Here is a 17,470-nt window from a genome sequence, read left to right as displayed (position 1 = left end):
ACGGACGGGGGCTCTTCAAGATGAAGCGCGACGGAGAAAGAGCAATCGGCAACACCACAACGAAGCCGATTCTATCGAAGCTCTTTTCGCTGTCAAGCGACATCTGTGTGACCACAACCATCATAAATTGAGCGCCAGATGAATCGAAAGACCGAGGGCGGGAAATACTCCCGAGACGCGCAGCGCACTGCGCCAGCAGGGGCCGTCGACGACTGTCGTTGCCGACACCGGACAACACATTCACGAACATCCGATCGATCGACGTCGATCGACAGGGAGCGCGGCTGCCGATAGGTTCGCGCGTGAATTTCCCTTTCCTCGATCCGCTTCTGCCCGACCGGTCCAATCCTGTCGGCGTGGGCGCGCCTGATCAGCCGACGGCTGCGGCCGCGCCGATCGGCGCGCACCGCATGCGCGTCGCCAAGACGGTGCTGCCCGAGCGCGTGTGGCCCGACGACATCCCGTCGCCGGCGCCGGCGAACGCACCGCGGATTCTGCGCGAGCTCAAGACTCGCCTGTCGCGCTACCTTGACAAGCCCGCGCAGTGGCTCGCGCAGCTGAACGCGGCGAACGGCAGCCATCGGCAGCAGCGCAGCGAGCGACGTCTCGCGTGCGTGCAGCTCGCGCGCGCGATGATCAAGTATTGCGACTTGCGCACGATGCGCATCGGTGTGCCGGGCGCGGCTGGCTGGATCGATTTCACGCTGCCGTACCTGGCGGCCCAGGCTGGCCTGTCGGAGCGCCGTGCCGAGCGCGCGCTGCGCGACCTGCAGAAGGCTCGGCTGGTGAAGGTGCGGCGCCAGTGCGAACTCGAGGAAACCGAGCAAGGGGTGCGGTACAAGGGCGTCGCGTCGATCAAGTATCTGACGTCGACGCTCTTCGAGGCGTTCGGGCTCGGCAAATGGCTGCGGCACGAACGCACGCGCGCGCACCTGCGTGCACAGCGCCGCGCGAACCAGCAGCGCAAGCGAACGCAGCAGGGTTCGGCGCTGGGCGCGCAGCTCGTCGAGCAACTCGCCGGCATCGAGGCACGCGCCCGGCGCCAGGCTGCAGCAGCGGATGCCGCACAGCGCGATGCGGCCGACCTTGACCGTGCGATCAAGCTGCGTGTCGGCGAACTGCTGCACGCGCACCCGGACTGGGATCGGGACACCCTCTATGCCGCCGCTCGGCGGCAGCTCGCCCCACCCGGCGATTCCGTTTAGCCGGCGCGCTGCGGCCGGTTCTCTAACCTGACCACCTTCCCCCTATCGCGCAAGCGAGGCACCCGCACGTCCGGATGGCCGATTTGCCGGCATTTCCCGCGCGCGCGCGGGGCCCTGCAGGCGGAAAAAGCGCCGGCGATTGCACGATTTTGCGATCGCCGCGTGCAGCGCTGTGGATAAAAGCATTTAAATGTCGGGTCCGATCGTATTTAAGTGTCGGCTCTTATTCAGGACACAGATCCTACCTACCCCTCCAAATCCAGCCGCGGCTATGCCGCGGTATCACGCGGGCTCCGCCCGCTTGGCAGGAAACCCCCACGGGCTGCACGCGCTTTCCACCGGCAGGCCGTAAGCGCTACGGCGGCCGCTGGCCGCCGCACCGCTAACGGCGCGACAAAAGATTTCGGGGCGCGTCAGAGCCGCACCCCGAAATCAGCGCGCGCGCGTGCGCGCCCGGCTGCCCGCAAGCACCGTCGACTATCCCCGGCAGCTTAGCTTTCAGAGAGGGGGGACAATCTGATTACGCAACTAACGGTCAAGCGGATCGCCCCCGCCGAAATTTTCCCCTGCCACTCCATGCCCCCATGTCTACAAGAACGGGGCCGCCCTCAACCCTCGTGGAATCCGCACAATTCTGTTCAGCCCGTGCCTGAGCGCGATACTCTGTTGGAAGAGCAATGGTTATGGGAGACGACGATGTGCTACTCGGCCAAGATCCAGGCGAACTATCGAGAGTACGTCCGACGTTACGGCGCCGACATGGACATCGAGACGTTCCGGCGCATCTTTTTCGCGCGCGCATCCGGCGCCGACATCAAGATCCCGAAAGCGGTCGACGCAGCATTCGCTGGTGTCGATGATGAAATCTCGGCCGCGATCGCTGCGTATCGAAGCCAGCGAACACGGAAGCTGGAGACCGAACTGTTCGAGCAGCGAGCGCGGCTCGCCGCGGCCGAGAAGAAGCTCGCCGTGAAGATCACGAAGAAGGCGAGCGAGGACGTTCGGATCGCCACGGACAAGATCGATGCGGCGACGCGCGGGCTCGACGATCTCCGCCGGCAGGACCTGCAGGAGCGTGATTCGCGAATCTTCCCCGGCTGGTATGCACCCGTGCTGATCGAGGTCGACGGCAAGCGCATGGTCGTGCCGATGCGGTATCGATGCCGTATACCGGGCTGGAGCGAAGCGGACGAGAAGCAAAAGAACGGAAGCTATAACGCGAGGGCCGATTCGCTCAGTACCGCCTGGCGCAAGGTCTTCGGTTTCACGCATGGCCTCTTGCTCGTCGACGCTTTTTTCGAAAACGTGAAGCGCGACGGCCAGAATGTCGTGCTTCGCTTCGACCCGACGCCGCCGCAATACATGCAGGTCGCCTGCCTGTGGACGCGCACCGAGATCCCGGGCGGCGGCGACTTATGGTCGTTCGCGGCGATCACCGACGACCCACCGCCGGAAGTGGCTGCAGCTGGCCACGACCGATGCATCGTGCCGATCAAGTCCTCGAACGTCGACGCCTGGCTCGCACCGGACCCGTCCCGGCGTGCGCAGCTACGCGAGATCCTGGCCGACCGCGAGCGGCCGTACTACGAGCACCAGCTCGCAGCGTAAACGCGGGGGTTGGAGGGGCGGTTATCTCTGTCATATACTGTACAAACATACAGTATTTTGCGTAACCGACCCCATGCACCCCGCCCTCGCCCATCCTGAAGCCATACATCCGGCCCTTTGGCGCGCCAGTCAGCTGGCACGCTCGAGCGTGCGCGGCGTCGACACGGGCCATCCGGAACTGACGGCCGAACTGCCCGGCGGCGGCTGGCCAGCCGGCGCGCTGATCGAATTGCTCGCGCCACAGCCTGGCATCGGCGAGCTGCGGCTGCTGGCGCCGGTGCTCTCGCGCGCGGCCGGCAAGCCGGTCATGCTGATCCAGCCGCCGCACGCTCTGCAACCGCTGGCGCTCGCGTATTGGGGCATCGACCCGTCCGGGTTCGTGACGCTGCCGGCGCCGCGCACGGCCGACGCGCTGTGGGCTGCCGAACAGGCGCTGCGCGCCGGCACCTGCGCTGCCGTGCTGCTCTGGCAGCCGCATGTCCGTGCGGACGCATTGCGGCGACTCAACCTCGCGGCGCAGAGCTGCCAGGCGCTGTTCTACCTCTTCCGGCCGACGGCCGCCGCGCGCGACGCGTCGCCGGCGCCTTTGAGGCTCGCGCTGGCGCCCAAGCGTGACGGCATCGACATAACGTTCGTGAAGCGCCGCGGGCCGGCACGCGACACGCCGCTGTTCGTTCCCCTGTCCCCCTCGCCGATTTTGTTGAACCGCCATGGCAGTCTTTCTCGGCGTGCATTTATGCCATCTGACCCTAGAAGTGTTCCGGCCGCGATCGCCGGTGCCGTCGCCTGACGATGCGCGCGGACTCGTCGTGCTCGAGGGCGGCCGCGTCGTGGCGCTCGATCGCGCCGCGCGTGCGCTCGGCGTGGTCGCCGGCATGCGCCGCGGTGGCGTGCTGTCCCTCGCGCCGGACGCGCAGATCCGCGAGCGCGACGCCGCGCGCGAGCGCGAGCTCGTGCTCGGGGTTGCATATGCGCTCCTCCAATTTACGCCAAACGTCGTCGACGCCGACGAAGCCGTGGTGTTGCTCGACGTGACGGCGAGCCTGCGCCTCTTCCACGGCATCCGCGCGCTGCGCCAGCGCGTGCGCGACGTCGTCGCGTCGTTCGGCGTCACCGCGGCGATATCCGTCGCGTCGTCGGGCCCGGCCGCGTGGGTCGTTGCCCGCGGCCTGCGCGGCGGCCTCGCGCTGTCCGCCCGATCGCTGCGCCGCGCGCTCGCGCGCGCGCCGCTCGTCGTGGCGCCGGACGCGCGGCGCTACGCGAACTGGTTTGAGGATCTCGGCTGCGAAACGCTGGCCGATCTGCAGCGCTTGCCACGCGCCGGACTGAAAAAGCGCTGCGGCACGCATCTGCTCGACTGGCTCGATCACGTCGCCGGCACCGCGCCGGCCGCCTACGACTGGCTCGAAATGCCGCCGTCGTTCGACACGCGTGTTGAACTGATGGATCGCGTCGAACACGCCGAGGCGCTGCTGTTCGTCGCGCGCCGGCTGATCCTGCAGCTGACCGGCTTGCTCACCGCGAAGCAACTGGACGTCGCCGCGTTCGCGCTGCTGCTCGAGCACGAGCGCGGGCGGGACGCGATCGCGCCGACCGAGATCGAGATCGCATTGGGCGCCCCTACCCGCTTCGAGGAACACCTGACGCGACTGGTCAAGGAGCGGCTCGGCCACGTCGAGCTCGCCGGGCCCGTGATTGCGGTGCGCCTGGTCGCCCGCAGCGTGCAGGAAGCGGCCGCGCCGAGCGACTCGCTGTTCCCGGAGCCCGGCGGCACGCCGCAGGATCACGCGCGGTTGCTCGAACTGCTGACCGCACGGCTCGGCGCCGAGAACGTGCTCGTCCCGGCTCCCATGGCCGACTACCGTCCGGAGCCGGCCGCGCGATGGGTGCCGATGCGCGACGCGCCGAAGCCGTCGCCGCTGCCGGCGGATCTGCCGCGCCCGGCCTGGTTGCTTGCCAAGCCTGTACCGCTGCTCACGCGCCAGCATCGGCCGTTCTACGGCACGCCGCTGCGCATGGTATCGCCCGGCGAGCGCATCGAAGGCGGCTGGCAGGACGGGCAGACCGTGACGCGCGACTACTTCGTTGCCGAGGACGACCACGGCGTCTGCTATTGGATCTACAAGGAGCGGCCGACGGCCAGTGACGAAAGCGAATCCCGCTTTTTCCTTCACGGCCTCTTCGGCTGATCGTCATGGACGCCGGCAGTTTCGGCGCCCTGCCCGCATACGCGGAACTTCAGGTCGCCTCCGATTTCTCGTTCCTGCACGGTGCATCGCGCGCGGAGGAATACGTCGCGCGCGCGGCGCAGCTCGGGTACAGCGCGATCGCAATCACCGACGAGTGCTCGCTCGCCGGCGTCGTGCGCGCCCACGTCGAAGCGAAGGCGGCGAACATGCCGCTGATCATCGGCTCGCACTTCCGGCTGACGGCCGCCGACGGCTCGCCCGCGCTCGCCTTCACCGCGCTGGCGATGAATCGCGACGGTTACGGCAACCTCTGCGAATTCATTTCGCTTGGCCGGATGCGCAGCATGAAAGGCACGTACCGCCTAGCGCCGCTTGATCTCGAGCATCCGGAAACGCCGTACACCCACCTCCGGAACCTGCCCGACTGCATCGCGATCCTGTCGCCCGACTTCCCGGCCAACGAGCAGCGCCTGGACGCGCAAGTCGAATGGTTCGCGCGCGTGTTCGGCGATCGCGCATGGGTCGCGCTCACGCTGCATGCGCGTGCGATGGACGATATCCATCGCGGTGTCATTGAACGCGTCGCCGCACGCCACGGCGTGCCTGTGGTGGCCACCAGCTGGCCGCTGATGCACGTTCGGTCGCGCAAGCCGCTGCAAGACGTGCTGACGGGAATTCGCGTCGGCCGACCGGTAACGGAGTGCGGGTACGAGCTCGCACCGAACGCGGAGCGTCACCTGCGATCGCGCCTGCGGCTCGCCAACCTCTATCCCGCCGGCGCGCTCGAGGAAACCGTACGCGTCGCGCGGCGCTGCACGTTCTCGCTCGACGACCTCAAATACGAGTATCCCGACGAACTGGTACCGGCCGGCACTGACCCGGCGACGTACCTGCGCGAGCAGACCTACATCGGCGCGCGGCGGCGCTTCCCCGCCGGCATCCCGGTCGACGTCCAGGCGCAGATCGAGCACGAACTGCAGCTGATCGCGGACATGCATTACGAGGCGTATTTCCTGACCGTTTACGACATCGTGCAGTTCGCGCGCGAGCAAGGAATCTTGTGCCAGGGACGCGGCTCGGCGGCCAACTCGGCGGTCTGCTATTGCCTTGGCGTGACCGAAGTTGACCCGTCACGACAATCGATGCTGTTCGAGCGCTTCATCAGCAAAGAACGCAATAGTCCACCGGACATAGATGTCGACTTCGAGCATCAAAAACGCGAAATCGTTATGCAGTATATCTACCGTAAGTACGGCCGCGATCGCGCAGCGCTGACGGCCGCCGTCACGACGTACCGGCCGCGCAGCGCGTTGCGGGAAGCCGGCAAGGCGCTCGGCGTGGATCCGGCGATCGTCGAGCGAGTGGCAAAGCAGCATCACTGGTTCGACTCGCGCGCCGATCTGCTGCAGCGGTTTGCCGAGGCCGGCCTAGATCCCGGAGCGCCGCTGAACCAGCAGTGGGCCGGATTTGCCGCGCAGCTGCTCGGCTACCCACGGCACCTGTCGCAACACTCGGGCGGCTTCGTGATCAGCCGCGGCAAGCTCACCCGACTCGTACCGGTCGAGAATGCAGCGATGGAGGACCGCTCGATCATCCAGTGGGACAAGGACGACATCGAGGCCCTCGGCATCTTGAAGGTCGATTGCTTAGCCCTCGGAATGCTGTCGATGGTGCGCCGCGCGCTCGACATGATTTCCGAAAAACGAGGCGAGACGTTCGAACTGCAGGACATCCCGGCCGAGGACAAGGCGACCTACGACATGCTGTGCGACGGCGACAGCATGGGCGTGTTCCAGGTGGAATCGCGCGCGCAGATGTCGATGCTGCCGCGCCTGCGGCCGCAGTGCTTCTACGATCTGGTGATCGAAGTCGCGATCGTGCGGCCGGGCCCGGTGCAGGGTGGGATGGTGCATCCGTTTCTGCGCCGGCGCCAAGGATTGGAGCCCGTCACGTTTCCGTCGGAAAGCATGGAGAAGGCACTGGCGCGCACGCTCGGCGTGCCGATCTTCCAGGAGCAGGTGATGCAGGTCGCGATGCTGGCGGCCGGCTTCTCCGCCGGCGAAGCCGACCAGCTGCGCCGCGCGATGGCGGCATGGAAGCGCAAGGGTGGACTGGAGCCGTACCACGAGCGTCTCGTGAGCGGCATGCTCGAGCGCGGCTACGACCGCGAGTTCGCGGAATCCATCTTTGCGCAGATCAAAGGCTTCGGCGAGTACGGCTTCCCGGAAAGCCACGCGGCCAGTTTCGCGCTGCTCGTCTACTCGAGCGCCTGGCTGCGTCGACACGAACCTGCTGTGTTCCTGGCCGCCCTGCTCAACAGCCAGCCGATGGGCTTCTACACGCCCTCGCAGCTGCTGCAGGACGCGCGACGCCGCGGCGTTGAGGTGCTGCCTGTCGACGTCAACGTGAGCACATGGGATTCAACGATCGAAGGGCCGACGACTTCGGCACCCGTGCGCCTCGGCTTCTCGCTGTTGCGCGGCATGCGCGAGGACGTCGCCGGCCGCATCGAGCTCGCACGCGCAGCGTGGCCATTCGTCGACGTCGCGGACCTCGCGCGCCGCGCGCGGCTCGATCGGCACGACCTGCAGGTGCTCGCACGCGCGAACGCCCTTCGCTCGCTCGCCGGCGGCAACCGACGCGCGGCGCTTTGGCTCGCGGCCGCTGCCGTGCCTGATCGAGATCTGCTGCGCGGTACCGAACGCGATGACGCGGTGCCGGCGCTGCCTCAAGCATCGGAGGGCCACGAGATCGTGACGGACTATCGAGCGATGGGCTTCACGCTCGGCCGGCATCCCCTGGCGCTACTGCGCGATCGCCTCGCGCTCGATCGCCTGCAGTCGGCCGAGCAGCTGGCGACATTGCGCAGCGGCCAGCTCGCGCGCGCGTGCGGATTGGTCACCGTTCGGCAACGTCCGGGCACGGCGAACGGCGTCCTGTTCATGACGCTCGAGGACGAGACGGGCCAAGTCAACGTGATCCTCTGGCCCGGCCTGCTGGAGAAGTTTCGGAAGGAGGCGCTCGGCGCCGCGTTGCTCGCGGTCTACGGCGTCTGGCAGGCTGAAGGGAAAGTGCGACACCTGATCGCGAGCAAACTCGTCGACAGGACCGAGTTGCTCGGTGCACTGCCGACCACGGCGCGGGAGTTCTGTTGATCGACGAACGGAAGCTCAATCAAATGCGACTTGACGAAGCTAGTCCGGTCATTTTTCGGACTTAAGCAACTGATATGTCCCGCTGTATTGAAGATGTGCGCCTTCAACGGGTGACTGTACCCACACCGCATTTCCTTCGACTGCGGTACAGGTAGAGGACGCGGTCATCTGCCCACTTTGATGACGTCCAAAAGGATCGCTCGAGACAGATATAACAAGTCGAGGGAAATTCGAACATACGAGCAGCCGCTGAGACTTCACTGATGACAGCAAAAACGTCCGCTCAATTCGACCTCGATCAATAAGGAATCGACCCGAGCCTCTAACGAACACGGTCGCGTCATCGGCTGATGCCGATTCAACATAGTACATCCCTCGATTTGAGAGATTGCCCTGAAATCCTATGTACGACGGCTTCCCGTCCTCGTAACACCAATTCTCCCAATGAATCGACGAGCAATTCGGAGCCCCCTCGCATCCGCTTGAAATCTCGGCCCTAGGAACGAACGTATCCAGGCATGACCCAGATGCAACGTCAATGACGCCAGTTTCTCCGTGGGCTTCGACGTTCAGATAGATGGGCTTTGATGCGCCGTCAATACAAGTCCTCGCGCGTAAAGGCGACAACCCGTCGTTCAATTTAAACGGAGTTGGCTTCATATGCGGCGGATCGCCGATGTGAAAAGCCTTAAAGGGTGCCTCAATCCGAGGCGCCCACGGCGGACGAGCACTATTAGGACCCAATCGACACACGGAAGCCGCTGATACCGAGAAGCTTGCCATGCATGCCAGTATTACCACCAACCTTTGGTCGTATCGGCCACCGCCCATTTGTCTGGCGCTCCCTTGGACGAGCAAAAAAGCAAAAAACCGGGCTTGCAAGCAAGATTACTTCTTGATCTTAATCCATCACGAATACAGCAGACCACCAACACCAGCGATCCTCGTCGGACTACGATTGCAGCCGTTTACCTTTGCCACTCGCACTTCAGGCCGCTATAGCACCGCGTGACGATGCTCGTACAACATGCACAAGGTCAGACTTATCAATGGTCCAACTGACCAAGAAGCCTTCTTTCACGAGCTCGTCGAGTGCCTTCTTCAAGTTCGCGCGAAAGTGGAACAACTCTTTCGTCTGCGAACCGCACTGACGATGAAGGAAACGGACGGAATGCGCGAAAGGCACTGCATGCGTGTGGTAGTACGTATGCAACCACTTCGACAACTCATATCGCAGTCGCTGACGCTGCTCGCGGGCCAGCCGCGTGTAGTCGTCGTCAGAGAATAGCGCAACGATTTCGGGTTCCACGTACGCGACCCATCGCGTCTTCCCGTCAGTTCCCGTTTCGGTGCCTTCCTTCCACAGGAATTTACGGATCAGCGACCCGACAAACCCCTTTTTATTGCCCGTGAAGCGAACCTTGACTTGCCCCGCCTGCAGCCGCTCCAGCGTCGTCACGAGCCTGTCGTAACACTTTACCGACGTGCCCCAGCCAAGCGACTTCAACACACTGTAGCCAGTGAATTCCACCTTCTCGTTCAGCTGAGTATCCCGGGCCAAGTGAAGTACTTCAAGAAAGACGTCCGCGTCGTCCTGTCTAAGCTCTTCCCCGCTAAACGAAATTTCGACGCCATCAACGCTTGCGATCAGCGCCTTCTCCATTCGGCTACGCGGCGCATTCGATTTGTTCACGTTGAACAGAGCCGAGCGCGCGAGGGCGTTTGGCATCCCACGAACGTTCGCCGGCCACAGTGGAATCTGTGTCGGATGAGATTGCGTTTCCACACCCGCGCTGCTAGCGCGTGCTGCGATCGCTTTCACCTGGTCGACGATGGAATTTGCCATGCGAGAAGTATAAGTACGTGAATTGCGCCATCAAGACCCTTGTCTCGTCTCTCCAGCGATGGTTCAGCAAAAAAACTACGGGACTATCGTGCCTCCAGCGATGTACCACGGCGCATTCGTCACTGCAGCGATGTTCCTCGTTCCTCCAGCGTGATGTCCCTATCGTGCTTCCAGCGTGGTCAATCGTGCCTCCAGCGAGGCAACACTCGTATCGCCAGCGATGCCACTATCGTTCTTCCAGCGAGCGGCCCTTGCAAAAAACGCCTTTACAATCAATCCGCTACCACTGTTGTCCACAGCGCCTAATCTTCTTTTAATCTTTTTCTAATCGACCTATCCATCGTTGTAAGCACGATACCTATGCGCCAACAGAGCAGCGTCGGCATGGCAAATCATCGCTGGAAGAACGACAGTACAGGACAGAAAGGGCATCTCGACCATCGCTGGAGGAACGACCGCGCCCTATCAGCATCGCTGGAAGAACGACACGACACCGTCAAGCTGCCCCCCGAGCAAGGTGAGTACACACTCTCACGCTCATGCCCGTCCCATATAGAGCATCGCTGGAAGAACGCCACCCTCCATCGCTCCAGAGACGAGTCCAAAATACGAGGTGACGCTGGCTCCCATCGCTGCATAACCGATAGTCGTGTGTCCTACCCGGTCACGTGAGCGATGTCCTCCAGCGTCATCCAGGAGACACTCTTCACGGTCTAACAGTCGCCCTATTCCTTTGGAAAAAGGGCCAAGATTTTTTCGCTGATCTCTGCCGCGACGTCCGGAGCCAAACCCTTCAGCTTCAACTCGATCCGGCCATCCTCCTCGAACGACTTGAACTCTCCCTTTGCCCCACGGAACGACAGTTGCTCGCGCGTAGACCGCGGCCGCTTAACCGTCCCTTTTGCCGCAGCCTTTCTGCGAGCGGCGACGTCGCGGTACCCGATCCCGGTCTTAGCAGCATCGAAGACGAGTTCGAGGGTCTCCTCTTCCCCTTTCACTTCCCAGAACTCCCGAATTGCGTTCAGCATTTTGAGAGAGAGAAGTTCCGGATACTCGGCGGCGGCTTGAACAATCCTGCTTGGCAGTTGAGCGAGCGACAGAGTCCGACTTACATGGTCTTCCCCGAGATTGAGCGCTTTGGCCAAAGCCACTTGTGTCGGATAAATCTTCCGCGAAAGCAGCTCTTTCCACTTGAGCGCGTCATCGAGCGGGCTTTGATCCTTACGCTCCACGTTGGCAGCGCGCGCTTCCTCATACAGTTCCCGCTCACTTGCTGGTTTAGGACGAATCTCTACCCGCAACGTCGGCAGCCCGGCCGCTCGAGCACCACGAAGGCGCCTCTCTCCGTCAATGAGCACGATGTCGCCTGCTTCATCGACATACGCGCTCGCCGATTGGCCTTGCCCGCGGGCCGTTAGGGACTCTGCCATCTCGGATACAGCAGAAGCTGTATAGATGGCTCTCGGATTGACAGAATTTGATTTAATTTTGCCAATTGGAACTTCATATGTCTGCCCAATTTCGTACATCGTGGCACCTTGGCTCGAGCCAACCTCTCCGCCCCTAAGCTGCGAGATAGTCGCCAACGACGGCGCCATGCGCGGATCGCCGACGATCGGAGCCGACGAAGCTGCATCCTCCACTGCGGCAACCCTCTCGACCGCTACCGCTTTTTTCCGAAATGTAGCCATTATTCGACCTCCGCCCCGTTGATCCGCTCAATGATTTCCCGATAGACCGCCTCCATCTCATCGATCGCCTTCTTCGACCGATCACGGCCCTTCAGCTCATGAACGGCCCTGCCGGTCTTGCCGGTCGCACGCCAAGCTTCTCTCTGCGGAATCTGGGAATCGAAAAGTCGAATGTCTTCGCTTTTCAAATATGCCCGCAATTCCGCAGTCGCCTTCGATCCTTCTACCGGCGACACCCGAGTGAGCACCACGTATGCTGGAATCTCACCGCTTTCGTGCCGCGGCCCCATGTCTTTAAGGGTCGCGAAGACATTCAGGGTCGACTCCACTTCTTGTTGATCAGGCCCGCAGGGGACCAGCACGAGATCGGATAACAGTGCGCATTCGAGCATCGTCCGATAGTTCTGCGCGCCGATGTCAACCACGACGAGGGTGTACTTGTTGGCAAGGTTTGCCAGTTCCCGGGCCGGATTAGCCGGGAGAGCGAGCACTGGAATGGCAGGTGTAACGCCCTCCTCGTTTCGAATTCGCGACCAACTCATCGCAGACCCCTGCTTATCAGTATCCAGAAGAACGACATCCACGTCTTCCGCGGCAGCCAGGGCTGCAATGTGCGTTGCTAACCGCGTCTTAGCAACACCTCCTTTTTCCGCCCCAATCGTTATGACCATTTCATCCTCCACTGGAAAGTGTTTGTTTCAACGATCGGAGTTTTATTCTTCAGTCAAAATAAGTCAATCAAATAGCTATATTTTTTTGTGACCTTTACAAAATGTGGTCAAGGAACAACGATTCGGAGCAAAAATGCCACCGACTTGGCCCGAGCCAAGATCGCAGATCCGATGTTGGATGATTAGCAATGAACCGCACTTCTAAACAGTCTTGGCTCGAGCCAAGACGGGTTTCTATAGGGAGTCTCACAAGATGTCCAAGGGTTGGCTCGAGCCAAGATCCCACGGAAGCAGTTCATTGAGATTGGGGTGGTTACGCTTGCCACCGACCCTGAAGAGTGCATTCACCCTCTGTACGGCCGATCTTGGATCGAGCCAAGACCGGCCTGGCCTAGTCAAATGCCCCATGCAACGGGCATATAGATTGCCCACATACCTGCAAAGCGAGGAGGGCATATGGGGCGGTGGACAAGTGAGCGCGGCATCCGTGCCCGGACGCCAGTAGCCAGAAATGGACGCATGCCGGAATTCATCGAGCCGTCGCTTGCTGTGCTTGCTGCAGAACCCCCAACGTCGGGAGAGTGGGGATATGAGATCAAATTCGACGGCTACCGGATGCTCGCGCGTATCGACGCTGGTGACGTTCGAATCTTCACCAGGAACGGCCACGACTGGACCGCCCGACTACCGCACCTGAGGTCCGTCCTTGAACGATTGCCGGTCAACCGTGCATGGATTGACGCGGAGGCCGTCTGGTTCGATACAGAAGGGCGCCCAAACTTCAACGGCCTGCAGAATGCGTTTGATAGACGTCGAACTGCGGGGATTTCGCTTGTCGTCCTCGACCTGATGTGGCTTAACAACAATGATCTCCGGCCGTGGACGTGGCGTGAACGCCGCGCCACGCTGACGAAGCTCGTTGCCGAAATTCTCGGGACGAGGTGCGCTTCTCTGAGGCGATCGATGCCGACCCTGACGCCATGCTGGCCTCGGCGTGTGCCCTCGGCCTAGAGGGAATCATGGGCAAGCGGGTGGACGCGCCGTATCGCTCAGGAAGATCGGACCGCTGGATCAAACTCAAATGCAGTAAACGCCAGGAGTTCGTCATTGGCGGATTTTCGCGCCGTAAGGGCGCCACCGGGGGCGTGCGAGCGGTTCTGCTCGGTGTGTACGAGGAGGGCGGACAGCTGCGTTACGTCGGACACGTCGCGCCGCGCTTCGCGCCCCGCTAGGCACGGGAATTCGAAGACCGCCTTTCATCCTTGGGCCGCCAGCGCTCGCCGTTCGTCCGCGCGCCGGAACCCGAAGCCGATCGCGAGTTCCACTGGCTGAAGCCGGAGCTCGTTGCCGAAGTAGCGTTTCTCGAGTGGACGCCGACCGGACAGTTGCGTCATCCGTCGTTTCGCGGGCTGCGCGCCGACAAGCCTGCACGGACCGTGACCCGCGAAGACCCACTTGAACTGAAACGGGCCCGCAACAGCAAGTGATTTACTCCAAGCAGACAGACCGATCGATCGATGCGCCGACATCGACATGAGCGCATTGCGAATTCGCGTCGGCTTGTATATGCTGTGGCATATGCCATCCCGTTTGAATTGGAGGTACCCCATGCCAACCCATGACGCCCGCCACGCGCGCTTGTTTCGCAACGGGCGCAGCCAGGCCGTGCGGATCCCGCGCGAATTCGAGCTGCCGGTCTCGGAGGTCACCATCCACCGGGAAGGCCGCCGCTTGATCATTGAACCCGTGGAAGCGGCACCCTTGCGTGAGCTGTTCGCCCAATGGGCCCCGCTGGACGAAACCTTTCCGGACATCGAGGACCTTCCGCCTGAGCCGGTGGACATCGAATGACGCTGTATTTGCTCGACACCAACATACTGTCGAACGTGATCCGCGACCCGCGCGGCGCATGCGCCACGCGGATTGGAGAGACCCCGCCGGAGCAAGTGTGCACCTCGATCGTCGTCGCTGCGGAACTGCGATTCGGCGTCTGGAAGCGCGGCTCGTCAACGCTCGCGCAGCGCGTCGAGCAACTGCTCGCGAGCTTGACCGTGTTGCCGCTGCAGCCCGACGCGGACCGCTGCTACGGGCGGCTGCGGGCCGAGCTCGAAAAGCAAGGGCAGCTGATCGGCGCCAACGACATGCTGATCGCCGCTCACGCGCTGGCCGTCGACGCCGTGCTGGTCACCGACAACACGGCTGAATTCACCCGAGTCGCCGGGCTCCCGGTCGAAAACTGGCTGCGATCGGCAACGTAACGCGGCATGGCGGCCACCGGGGGGCGCGATGGGCGCCACCGACGCACGGCAGTGCGCCTGAGAACAGAATAGGAGCGGGGGATGAACGGATTCAGCGGTGCGGCGGTTTTTGCCCTTTCATTGACTGTCGGGTGCCTCGCGCTCGGCTGGAACGTACCGGCGGTAGTAACGTTCGCCGCGTGCATCGTGTGCACGGTCAACGCGTCCCGGGGCGAGCAATAAGCGCCGGCCGACGGCCAGGCGCATCAGGTATGCCGATGGCGGTCCTGCGAGACGTGTGCGTGGCGAAGGAGATGGCGAAGTGACAACGCCGATGACGGCTGTCCAGCAGATGTTCCTCGAGTGGTGCATCGGCTACATGAAATTCCGGATCGCCGACGCGATGTCGGTCGGTCTGATGTCCCTCGAGGCCGAGCGCTACGATGCGCTGTGGACCATGCTGCAAAAGGGGCGGTACGGCTTCCTCGATGACGACATGATCGAGACCGGCCGGCGCCTGTTTCCGGACGCCCCCAACGCACCGGAGGGTTCCGGGCTCGACGCGGCCTACGAGCGCGTGTGTACGGCGCTCGACGACTGGTTGCCGAGCTTCGTCATCCCGCCCGGACAGGTGTCGTTCCTGCCGGACCCCGAACTGCCGGACGGCGAGCCCGCTGCGTGAGCGGCCGGCACGATAGCATCCATCGTGTGAATCCAGAGGATCTCGACAATGAATCTGACAGCCTGGCAGTTCAAGAAAGGCGGGTGGGGCAGGGGCGTGGCGGCCGGAGCGACGCTGATCGCGCTGGCGTGCGTCGACCGCGGGCTCTCGGTCGTGTGGCCAGCGAGCTACGGGCTGGTTCACCCGCTGGCGGCGATCGCCGCCGCGAACATGCCGTTCGTCGCCGCGTACCTGATCCTGCGGTCCTAAGCGACTGGCGAACCCGGCTGCGGCCGGGTTTTTGTGGCGCGTTTTCAATGCCGATAACTCCTCTTATCGGCATTGCGTTTAATGCTTGAAAACCCCGACAGGCGCTTTATAAGAGTGCTTGACACGACAGAATGTCGTGCTATGCTGACCTGCACGACATTTTGTCGGCTTTAACGGAGCCCCTGATGCAACAAGACACGACCGGCGTGCGGTATGCGATCCGCTGCGGCGCGTGCGGGTACCGCGGCGACACGCGCCGGCCGGACGGCACCTATCACGGCGAAGCCGTGCTGTGCCCGCGCTGCGGCGAGGCTACCGGACTCGAATGGGATGAGAGCGAGGCGCTCGCCGGCCTGACGCCGGGGTTCGCCGGCGACCCGCTCGGCCCCGGCGCGACGCGTCCGGCCGACAAGGGGCCGGCGCCGACTGCCGAGGCGCTGCGCCAGCTGCGCCTGAGGCACGGTCGCACGCAGGTCGACGTGGCCGCATGTGTGGGCGTCACCGAGCGCCAGGTGCAGCGCTGGGAGGCCGGGCAGGGCAGCATGCCGATCGCTTCATGGCAGCTGCTGCGACGCGTGTGGGGCGCCCGCTTTACGGAGGACTTCGCGCCGGCCCCGGCGCTCACGCGGGACTGGGATTACCGGCGCGACGCGCCGCGCGACACGATCGAACGCGGCGACGTGGTCGAGTTGCAGCCGCGCACCGGGCCGCGCCTGCGCGCGATCGTGACTACCGTGTCGAGCGACGCGAGCCGCGCAGAACGCGAGAGCGACGGCTACGGGGCGATCGTCGTCGAGTTTGTCGACGCGCCCGGCGCGGAGGAATTCGCCGGGTTCTGCCTCGGCGAGCGCGTGAGCTTTGCGCGCGCGAACGTGATTCACCTCGAGCAGCGCGCGCCGCGCGGCTGACCGAAACGCATTCACCAGGAGCGACGATGAAAACCGCTTACGACCTGCTGCTGGACGCCCCCGACGACCAGGTAACGCGCTGCCGGCTCGCGTGGAAAGCCGTGGCCGCCGGCGACTGGCAGGACGCCGCGCACTTCCTGCGCAACGCGGCCGACGAGGCCGGCGCGACCGCGTGGGCGTCCGACGCACGCGCCGTGGCCGAAGCATGTGCCGCGAAAGTCGCTGCCGCCTGAATGCCCCGATACCGGAGACCATGATGACCACCCGAACCGAAGCAATCGCCAACGCAGACGCTCAACTGAGCCGCGCGGGTCTCTACACCCATAGTGGCGTGCTCAACGAGCTGCGCAACGTGCTCGAGGCCGTGAAAGCAGGCGTGCCGGAAACGGTAGGCTACGGCGAGATCGGAAAGCCCGCCTTCGCGCATGGCTGGACCGCTGCGATGGAACACGTCTACGGCGAGCTGGCCGGCGCCCGTGCATTGCTGCGCGAAGTTGACGGCGCCGATCACGCAGCGGGCGGACCGAGCACCGATGTTGCCGCGGGCGTGCCGCGCGACGCTCGCCCCGTATCGGCGGCGACTTCGGGCGAAGCGCTCTATACCCGATTGCGGGCGGCGCTGCCGGCCGACTATCCGGACAGCTGGGATGTGCTGGCGCCCAGATATCAGGCCGCGTTCGAAGCGGTATGGAAGGGCGAGATCGCGCAGCGACACGGTATGCAGAACCCGCAGGATTAGAGGAACGATTCGGTTTTGCCGAAATAACGCGCCGGCACCGCAGGCATCCTCTTCTTGAACGCCTATACGGGGCACATCAACTGGAAAAGGGTGTGCCCCGATGAAACTCGAAACGGTGACTCTCTGGCTGAACTGCGCAGCCGCCGGCGTCGAACTGCTGTACTGGAGCATCAAGCTGGGCCTGCTGTACGGACCGATGCTCCACTGATAAGCCCGCCCGCCCCGAGAGGGGCGGGCATTGGGCAGACTTACCGCGCGCGCGACTGCTCCCACGAGCACCTGCCCGCCGA

The 17,470-nt window shown here is 63.6% G+C and carries 18 protein-coding genes; 15 read left to right on the top strand and 3 right to left on the bottom strand.

The genetic code is table 11. The features are described from left to right. Positions 1 to 302 precede the first annotated feature (302 nt). The 5 genes from SY91_RS34380 to SY91_RS34360 all read left to right on the top strand — a co-directional run bounded on the left by SY91_RS34380 (position 303) and on the right by SY91_RS34360 (position 8,157). A complete protein-coding gene (locus tag SY91_RS34380) occupies positions 303 to 1,205 on the top strand; it encodes a hypothetical protein (protein WP_011695130.1) in 903 nt (300 codons plus the stop codon). 696 nt (positions 1,206 to 1,901) lie between these two features. Continuing rightward, a complete protein-coding gene (locus SY91_RS34375; protein ID WP_011695131.1) occupies positions 1,902 to 2,813 on the top strand; it encodes an SOS response-associated peptidase family protein in 912 nt (303 codons plus the stop codon). A gap of 73 nt (positions 2,814 to 2,886) precedes the next feature. Then, positions 2,887 to 3,603, top strand: coding sequence for a translesion DNA synthesis-associated protein ImuA (imuA, locus tag SY91_RS34370; protein WP_011695132.1), 717 nt, complete (start codon positions 2,887 to 2,889; stop codon positions 3,601 to 3,603). Next, on the top strand, positions 3,524 to 5,002 hold the full coding sequence (locus tag SY91_RS34365; protein ID WP_185921528.1) for a Y-family DNA polymerase: 1,479 nt from the start codon (positions 3,524 to 3,526) through the stop codon (positions 5,000 to 5,002). Before imuA ends, SY91_RS34365 begins: the two co-directional genes overlap by 80 nt. A 5-nt stretch (positions 5,003 to 5,007) precedes the next feature. Further along, complete coding sequence (locus tag SY91_RS34360) at positions 5,008 to 8,157, top strand: error-prone DNA polymerase (RefSeq protein WP_185921527.1); 3,150 nt, start codon at positions 5,008 to 5,010, stop codon at positions 8,155 to 8,157. 988 nt (positions 8,158 to 9,145) lie between these two features. Here SY91_RS34360 and trfA read toward each other — a convergent pair. From trfA to SY91_RS34345, 3 genes are all read right to left on the bottom strand, one after another. Then, on the bottom strand, positions 9,146 to 10,003 hold the full coding sequence (trfA, locus tag SY91_RS34355; RefSeq protein ID WP_006482109.1) for a plasmid replication initiator TrfA: 858 nt from the start codon (positions 10,001 to 10,003) through the stop codon (positions 9,146 to 9,148). Between the two features lie 725 nt (positions 10,004 to 10,728). Further along, positions 10,729 to 11,694 carry a ParB/RepB/Spo0J family partition protein gene (locus tag SY91_RS34350; RefSeq protein ID WP_185921526.1) on the bottom strand — a complete coding sequence of 322 codons (966 nt, stop codon included), beginning with the start codon at positions 11,692 to 11,694 and terminating at the stop codon, positions 10,729 to 10,731. Continuing rightward, positions 11,694 to 12,365 (bottom strand): AAA family ATPase, encoded by a 672-nt coding sequence (locus tag SY91_RS34345; protein WP_011695137.1) that lies wholly within the window; start codon positions 12,363 to 12,365, stop codon positions 11,694 to 11,696. The genes SY91_RS34350 and SY91_RS34345 overlap by 1 nt, the downstream gene beginning before the upstream one ends. A gap of 519 nt (positions 12,366 to 12,884) precedes the next feature. On the opposite strand from SY91_RS34345, the gene SY91_RS35405 reads away from it, so the two are divergent. The 10 genes from SY91_RS35405 (at position 12,885) to SY91_RS34300 (ending at position 17,180) form a co-directional block, all read left to right on the top strand. Beyond that, on the top strand, positions 12,885 to 13,376 hold the full coding sequence (locus SY91_RS35405; protein ID WP_260632538.1) for a hypothetical protein: 492 nt from the start codon (positions 12,885 to 12,887) through the stop codon (positions 13,374 to 13,376). A 251-nt stretch (positions 13,377 to 13,627) separates the two neighbouring features. After that, positions 13,628 to 13,852, top strand: a complete 225-nt coding sequence (locus tag SY91_RS35400; RefSeq protein WP_260632537.1) for a hypothetical protein — start codon at positions 13,628 to 13,630, stop codon at positions 13,850 to 13,852. A gap of 121 nt (positions 13,853 to 13,973) precedes the next feature. Beyond that, positions 13,974 to 14,216 carry an AbrB/MazE/SpoVT family DNA-binding domain-containing protein gene (locus SY91_RS34335; protein ID WP_011695139.1) on the top strand — a complete coding sequence of 81 codons (243 nt, stop codon included), beginning with the start codon at positions 13,974 to 13,976 and terminating at the stop codon, positions 14,214 to 14,216. Next, positions 14,213 to 14,623, top strand: a complete 411-nt coding sequence (locus tag SY91_RS34330; protein WP_011695140.1) for a type II toxin-antitoxin system VapC family toxin — start codon at positions 14,213 to 14,215, stop codon at positions 14,621 to 14,623. The genes SY91_RS34335 and SY91_RS34330 overlap by 4 nt, the downstream gene beginning before the upstream one ends. An 81-nt stretch (positions 14,624 to 14,704) precedes the next feature. After that, complete coding sequence (locus SY91_RS34325; protein WP_185921525.1) at positions 14,705 to 14,845, top strand: hypothetical protein; 141 nt, start codon at positions 14,705 to 14,707, stop codon at positions 14,843 to 14,845. A gap of 79 nt (positions 14,846 to 14,924) precedes the next feature. Continuing rightward, positions 14,925 to 15,284: a hypothetical protein gene (locus SY91_RS34320; protein WP_260632536.1), complete on the top strand. Its 360-nt coding sequence runs from the start codon at positions 14,925 to 14,927 to the stop codon at positions 15,282 to 15,284. Positions 15,285 to 15,332: 48 nt separating this feature from the next. Next, positions 15,333 to 15,533 carry a hypothetical protein gene (locus SY91_RS34315; protein WP_185921524.1) on the top strand — a complete coding sequence of 67 codons (201 nt, stop codon included), beginning with the start codon at positions 15,333 to 15,335 and terminating at the stop codon, positions 15,531 to 15,533. A 185-nt stretch (positions 15,534 to 15,718) separates the two neighbouring features. Beyond that, positions 15,719 to 16,441 carry a helix-turn-helix domain-containing protein gene (locus tag SY91_RS34310; protein WP_011695143.1) on the top strand — a complete coding sequence of 241 codons (723 nt, stop codon included), beginning with the start codon at positions 15,719 to 15,721 and terminating at the stop codon, positions 16,439 to 16,441. A gap of 26 nt (positions 16,442 to 16,467) precedes the next feature. Continuing rightward, the gene (locus SY91_RS34305) at positions 16,468 to 16,674 is read left to right on the top strand and encodes a hypothetical protein (RefSeq protein ID WP_011695144.1); all 207 of its coding nucleotides are present in this window, start codon (positions 16,468 to 16,470) and stop codon (positions 16,672 to 16,674) included. Positions 16,675 to 16,697: 23 nt separating this feature from the next. Beyond that, positions 16,698 to 17,180, top strand: a complete 483-nt coding sequence (locus SY91_RS34300; RefSeq protein ID WP_011695145.1) for a hypothetical protein — start codon at positions 16,698 to 16,700, stop codon at positions 17,178 to 17,180. Positions 17,181 to 17,470 lie beyond the last annotated feature (290 nt).

The sequence above is a fragment of the Burkholderia cenocepacia genome, assembly GCF_014211915.1.
Taxonomy (GTDB): Bacteria; Pseudomonadota; Gammaproteobacteria; order Burkholderiales; family Burkholderiaceae; genus Burkholderia; species Burkholderia orbicola.
The sequence above is the reverse complement of the archived record's forward strand: the minus strand, read 5'-3'. Positions and strand labels throughout refer to the sequence as shown.

What these genes read in the sequence shown, in the direction of transcription:
- SY91_RS34305 (WP_011695144.1), top strand. Translation starts at nt 16,468, where the DNA reads ATGAAAACCGCTTACGACCTGCTGCTGGACGCCCCCGACGACCAGGTA.
- SY91_RS34365 (WP_185921528.1), top strand. Translation starts at nt 3,524, where the DNA reads ATGGCAGTCTTTCTCGGCGTGCATTTATGCCATCTGACCCTAGAAGTG.
- SY91_RS34330 (WP_011695140.1), top strand. Translation starts at nt 14,213, where the DNA reads ATGACGCTGTATTTGCTCGACACCAACATACTGTCGAACGTGATCCGC.
- SY91_RS34350 (WP_185921526.1), bottom strand. Translation starts at nt 11,694, where the DNA reads ATGGCTACATTTCGGAAAAAAGCGGTAGCGGTCGAGAGGGTTGCCGCA.
- SY91_RS34300 (WP_011695145.1), top strand. Translation starts at nt 16,698, where the DNA reads ATGACCACCCGAACCGAAGCAATCGCCAACGCAGACGCTCAACTGAGC.
- SY91_RS34325 (WP_185921525.1), top strand. Translation starts at nt 14,705, where the DNA reads ATGAACGGATTCAGCGGTGCGGCGGTTTTTGCCCTTTCATTGACTGTC.
- imuA (WP_011695132.1), top strand. Translation starts at nt 2,887, where the DNA reads ATGCACCCCGCCCTCGCCCATCCTGAAGCCATACATCCGGCCCTTTGG.
- SY91_RS34315 (WP_185921524.1), top strand. Translation starts at nt 15,333, where the DNA reads ATGAATCTGACAGCCTGGCAGTTCAAGAAAGGCGGGTGGGGCAGGGGC.
- SY91_RS34345 (WP_011695137.1), bottom strand. Translation starts at nt 12,365, where the DNA reads ATGGTCATAACGATTGGGGCGGAAAAAGGAGGTGTTGCTAAGACGCGG.
- SY91_RS34375 (WP_011695131.1), top strand. Translation starts at nt 1,902, where the DNA reads ATGTGCTACTCGGCCAAGATCCAGGCGAACTATCGAGAGTACGTCCGA.
- trfA (WP_006482109.1), bottom strand. Translation starts at nt 10,003, where the DNA reads ATGGCAAATTCCATCGTCGACCAGGTGAAAGCGATCGCAGCACGCGCT.
- SY91_RS34360 (WP_185921527.1), top strand. Translation starts at nt 5,008, where the DNA reads ATGGACGCCGGCAGTTTCGGCGCCCTGCCCGCATACGCGGAACTTCAG.
- SY91_RS34310 (WP_011695143.1), top strand. Translation starts at nt 15,719, where the DNA reads ATGCAACAAGACACGACCGGCGTGCGGTATGCGATCCGCTGCGGCGCG.
- SY91_RS35405 (WP_260632538.1), top strand. Translation starts at nt 12,885, where the DNA reads ATGCCGGAATTCATCGAGCCGTCGCTTGCTGTGCTTGCTGCAGAACCC.
- SY91_RS34335 (WP_011695139.1), top strand. Translation starts at nt 13,974, where the DNA reads ATGCCAACCCATGACGCCCGCCACGCGCGCTTGTTTCGCAACGGGCGC.